The 5,448-nt window shown below is 70.4% G+C and carries 4 protein-coding genes; all 4 read right to left on the bottom strand.

The annotated features are described in order from the left end of the window. On the bottom strand, window positions 1-2,252 hold a 2,252-nt coding region (locus MJ783_RS13135; RefSeq protein ID WP_239310712.1), incomplete at its 3' end, for a CHAT domain-containing protein. Window positions 2,253-2,293: 41 nt separating this feature from the next. Continuing rightward, window positions 2,294-3,976: a citramalate synthase gene (gene cimA / locus MJ783_RS13140; protein WP_239310713.1), complete on the bottom strand. Its 1,683-nt coding sequence runs from the start codon at window positions 3,974-3,976 to the stop codon at window positions 2,294-2,296. Window positions 3,977-4,190: 214 nt separating this feature from the next. Continuing rightward, entirely contained in the window at window positions 4,191-4,868 is a 678-nt protein-coding gene (locus tag MJ783_RS13145; RefSeq protein WP_239310714.1) for a Crp/Fnr family transcriptional regulator, read from the bottom strand. 126 nt (window positions 4,869-4,994) lie between these two features. Further along, complete coding sequence (locus MJ783_RS13150) at window positions 4,995-5,381, bottom strand: cyclic nucleotide-binding/CBS domain-containing protein (protein WP_239310725.1); 387 nt, start codon at window positions 5,379-5,381, stop codon at window positions 4,995-4,997. Window positions 5,382-5,448: the final 67 nt, after the last annotated feature.

Genomic DNA, 5,448 nt, shown 5'->3' on the forward strand with positions numbered 1-5,448 from the left:
TCCTCGGTCAGGTTCTGCTCGAAGTCGTCGAACAGCAGCAACAGGCGGTGCTCGCCCAGCAATTCCCGAATCCGCGCGATCTTGTCCGTCTCCTCGTGACGGGAGTCGGTGAGGGCGCTCCGCGCCTCGACCAACTCCGGGACCGGGATGCCGCGCAGGGCCTGCGCGGTCGCGGCGATCAGCGACGGCGGGTTCCACCGGCCGACGTGCACCGCCACCGCCCAGCCGTCAGCCCGCAGCCGGGCCATTACCCGCCCGGCCACCGCGGTCTTGCCGATCCCGCCGGGCCCGGTCAGCACCACGCCGGCAACCGCGCCCCAGCGCTCCACCGCGGCCGGGCCACCCCGCAACACCGCGAGCGCGGTGCGGACCTCCCGGCGCCGCCCGACCAGGTCACCCATGGCAAGCTCGCGGACGCTGCCACCGGCCGGCGCGGCGAACGGGCGGGCCAGCGGCTGCCGGCCAGCAGCGGCGTCGAGCAGCGGCGGGTCGCCGGCCGCGGCAATCAGCGTCGCGGTGGCGTACTCGGGAGCCGCGAGCCGGCCGGTGGCCCGCGCGGCCGCCTGGCGATCGGCGTCCACCCGCCGACGGGCCTCGGCGAGCGCCGCAGCCACCGACCCGGCGCGGCCGGTGGCGAGCTCCGCGTAGAAGACCCTGGCCAGGTCGGTCGCATAACGGTCGGTGACGGTCGTCTGCATGGCCACGACCCGGTCGGCCCCGCCGCGGACGAGGCTCTCCGCGAGCCCCTCAGTTCGGGCCGCACCCGAACAGGACGCCAGCACGATCAACGGCAGCGGGCGGGATGCGCCCTTGAGCGCGTCCACCAGCTCCTGCGCACCGATGGTGACCGGGTTGCCGTCCTCGTCCTCCAGCTCGACCGAGGACGGCGAGCCGTGCGCGGACAGGTGCAGCACGTGGTAGCTGTCGTCGACGCGGTAACCGGCATCGCCCGCGGCGCTCCGGCCGCCCAGCGCGTCGGCGATCTCCGTCAGGCCGGCGACCTCGAGGATCGTGACCTGCGCGGCCCCGGTACCCGCCACCGGCTGGACAGCGTCGATGATCGCCTGCATCTCCGCCTCGACGTCGAGCGGAGCGTTCCGCGTCCGGGTCTCGTCCGGGGCCGCCACCGCGACGAGGATCTTCAACGGGCCCGGTAACGGCGGGGTCGCGACCCGGCTCGGCATCCCTTGCCGGCTCAGCCCGGCGACCCGGCGGGCCAGGCGCACACCGGGCATGGTGACAAGGGGCCTGCCGCCTCCGCCGGCCAGCCGCAGCAGCTCGTAGGGCAGCGCAAGCGCCGGGCCGTCGGCCTCCACCACGATGTCGACGACCGTGCCGAACGGTGCGGCGTCGATCAGCTCGGTCAGGTGCCGCGCGGTACCGGCGTCGAACAGCGCGTCGCGCAACCGGTGGCCTGCGTCGGACAGGTACGTGCCCGCGCCCGCCGGATCCGCGGGCTGTGCCGTCCACACCGTGTCAAGCCCGAGCGGCAACGCCGTGCCGCGCTCCCCCAGCACGGTGTCGGCAAGGACCGTCCGCGTGGTCAGCCAGCCGTCGGCGAGCCGCACCTCAGCGACGATCTCATGGACGAGCGGAGCCGGCCGCCGCGGGGCACCGGCGGCCAGCGGCGTCCCGCCCGGCACCCGGGCATCCGGCACGACAACCGGGCGCGTGGCCCTTACCCAGGGCTCTCCGAGGGGCGGCTCAACCTCGTACGGCTGACCGGTCAGGACGCCCAGCAGCGCCTCCATGCCGCTCGCGGAGATCTCCGTGACCGGGTAGTGGGTCGTCGAGTACGGGCCGAGGAACGCCGGGATGTCCTCGACCGAACGGCCGGGCAGCAGCACCGGCAGGAACTTCGCCATCCCGGCCGGCCGGTCGCGGTACAGCTCCTCGCGGATCAGCGCTGCCTCGAACTGCACCCCGCGGCCCTCATCCGCGGCGGCCTCACCCTCGCTGCGGCGGCGGTACTGCGGCGAGACGATAATCAATACGTGGTCGGCCGCACGGACCTCGGCCAGCATCCACAACGGCCAGTCCTGCCGGCGTTCGGCCGCGGGCTTGTCGAGCTTCGCGTCGATCCCCCGCGACCGCAGGAAGATCCACAGATCCCGGACGGTGTCGTCGTCCTCGGGCGATCCGTGGGCGTAGGAGACAAACACCCGTGGTGGACGGTCCGTCGCGGGAGCGTCATCTCCGCTGTCACGATCGTTGCTGCCGCCGGCCGCGCCGCTGCTTGTCCCGTCTCCCACATCATCCCCCGCCGTCGCCGGACACGAGGATCATAAGCGCACTACGTGGTCGCCCCATTCACCGTGGTAGCCTCCCCGGTCTTCTCTGCCTTCCCGGCCGCGGTTTCCGGGCGTACCCGGGGCGGGGCGTCGCGCCCGGCACCTTCGCCCTGGCGGCGCAGACCGTAGGTGACCGCATCCGCCAACGCCTCCCAGGAGGCAGCGATGATGTTCTCGTCAACACCGATCGTGTCCCACCGGTCGCGGCCGTCGCTGGTCTCCACCAGCACTCGGGTCACCGCGCCAGTGCCGGACCTGCCGTCGAGGATGCGCACCTTGTAGTCGACGAGGTCGAGGTCGGCCAGGCCCGGGTAGCCCTTCTCCAGCGCCTCCCGCAACGCCCGGTCAAGGGCGTTGACCGGGCCGTTGCCCTCGGCCGTGGACACGTGCCGCATGCCGCGGGAGAGCAGCTTGACGGTCGCCTCACTCACGAGCTCACCATCGGGCCGCCGCTCGACGATCACGCGCCACGACTCGAGGGTGAAATAACGCCGCTCGCCTTCGACCTCGTCGCGCAGCAGCAGCTCGAAGGACGCCTCCGCCGCCTCGTAGGCGTAACCGGCGGCCTCTCGCTCCTTCACCAGGTCCACGACCCGCCCGAGGGCCTCGCGCTGGCCGGAGAGGTCCAGCCCCAGTTCCCGGCCCTTGAGCTCGATCGTGGCACGGCCGGCGAGCTCCGAGACCAGCATCCGCATGTCGTTGCCGACCGCGGCCGGATCGACGTGCTGGTACATGTCCGGATCGATCTTGACCGCGCTCGCGTGCAGCCCGGCCTTGTGCGCGAACGCGCTCGCGCCGACGTACGCGCGGTGGGTGTCGGGAGCCAGATTGGTGATCTCATCGATGGCATGTGACACCCGCACCAGCTCGCGCAGCTTGCCGGCGGGCAGCACCGGGCGCCCGAGCTTCGTCTCCAATCCGGCGATCACGCTGAACAGGTCGGCGTTGCCGCACCGCTCGCCGTAACCGTTGGCGGTCCCCTGGACGTGGGTGGCTCCAGCCTCGACCGCGACCAGGGTGTTCGCGACCGCGCAGGCGGTGTCGTCATGGCAGTGGATACCCAGCCGCGCGCCGGTGGCGCCGCGGACGGCGCTGACAACGTCCCCGATCCGGGTCGGCAGCATCCCGCCGTTGGTGTCGCAGAGGACGACGACCTCGGCGCCAGCCTCGGCGGCGACCCCGACCATTGCCAGGGCGTAGTCGCTGTCGGCACGGTAACCATCGAAGAAATGCTCGGCGTCCACGAACACCCGCTTGCCCTCGGCACGCAGATGGGTCACGGTGTCCCGGATCATCGCCAGATTCTCGGCGAGGGTGGTGCGCAGAGCCCGCTCGACGTGCCGGCGGTCGGCCTTCGCGACCAGACAGACGACATCCGTGCCGGCGTCCCGCAGGGCCGCGACCTGAGGGTCGTCAGCGGCGGCCAGCCCGGCACGCCGGGTCGCGCCGAACGCGGTGAGCCTGGCGTGGGTCAGGCGCAGCTCGGTACGGGCGCGGCGGAAAAACTCGGCGTCCTTGGGATTCGATCCGGGCCAGCCGCCCTCGATGAAACCCACGCCTATCTCGTCGAGATGGCGGGCCACCGCAAGCTTGTCGCCGACCGACAGCGAAAGCCCCTCCTGCTGGGTCCCGTCACGCAGCGTCGTGTCATAAACATGGAAGGAGCCTGGGTCCTCTGGAAGCACAACGCGCCTCTCACCTGCGTGATCTCCGGGGATGTCACGCGCCCGGCGGCAGGGGTGAGCAGCCGGTACGCGCGACGTGGGCAGGTTCACCGCCGGCTGACCACTTTACGGCGGTGCCCCCCGGAGCCGGGAAGCGCCCGCTCAGCCGCGCCCGGCCAGGCATCGAGCCAACACTGAGCCAATGCTTGGACGATGCAAAATCAACACCGACACATCAGTCGCCAGCGAAGCGGCGCAGGCGTTCGACCTCGAGGATAGTGATCGTCTGCCCTTCGGCCAGAATCCACTTCCGCTTCTCGAACTCCCGCATGGCCTGGTTGACCGACTGACGGGAACCGCCCAGCAGGGAGGCGATCTCGGTCTGGGTCAGACCAAGCTCGATCAATGGGCGCCCGGACTCCCGCATCCGCAGCAGGAGCAGCTTGGCAACCCGGCGGGGCAGGTCAAGGAAGACCAAGTCCGCGTTTGCCCCGGTCAGGCGACGGACATGGGCGACCAGCGCCCGGATGAGCTGCTCCGCGACGGCTGGCCGCTCCCGCACCAGCTCCCACACGGCCGCGCGGTCCAGCACCAGGGCCTCGCTGGGCTCCAGCGCCTCGACGCTGGCCGACCGCGGACCAGCCTCGACGATGTTGAGCTCGCCGAGGGTCTCACCTGGGCCCGCGATGTTGAGAACGTGGTCACGGCCGTCGTCGGCCGTCGTCAGCACCTTCAACCGCCCAGCGGCCACTACCAGCAACGTGTCAGATGGATCACCTTCAGTAAAGACAACTTGGCCGCGGCGATACCGGCGCACGACCGAGCGTGCGGCCAGCCGCGCCAGCGCCGGCTCGTCCAGTTCCTTCAGCAATGTGGTCGCCTGGAGCAGCGCGACCGCTTCTTCCTCCTGCACACCGTGACCGTAGCGCCAATGTCGGGAATCGTGTGCGTCCAGCGCCCGACTTGGGCAGTGATATCCACCGGTGGAGCAAAAAAACCAGCGGAAGCAGCAGTCGATCAAACAACCGAGAGCCACCGGTTAAACAACGGAACGCTGACTGCTCCAGGAGCGCACAACATCCCGCATGGACAGCACCCCGGCCACCCCGCCACGCTCGCAAACGATCAAATGTCGGAACCCGCCGCGAAGCATTGCCGCGGCGGCCTCATCCAGGGACCACTCTGGATCAGCGAACACGACATCACGGGTAATATGATCACCGGCCAGTTCGAGATCCGGGTTCTGGCCCGCCGCCACCGACATCAGCACATCACGTTCGGTAAGAATTCCGTATCCCTGGCCGTCGACATCGTGCACAATCGCCGCGCCGACCTTCCGATCGGCCATGAGCCGCGCCGCCTGACGCAGGGTGTGCTCTGGTCCGATCATCAGGACCAGAGCGCTCATTCCGTCGCAAACCCGCATCACGGTCTCCCTGGAGCTTGTGAACTTGTGAAACGAGAACGTGACAGGAGACATTAGGCGCAGCGGA

Origin of the sequence: Protofrankia sp. Cj3 (genome assembly GCF_917627355.1) — a bacterium.
Taxonomy (GTDB): Bacteria; Actinomycetota; Actinomycetes; order Frankiales; family Frankiaceae; genus Protofrankia.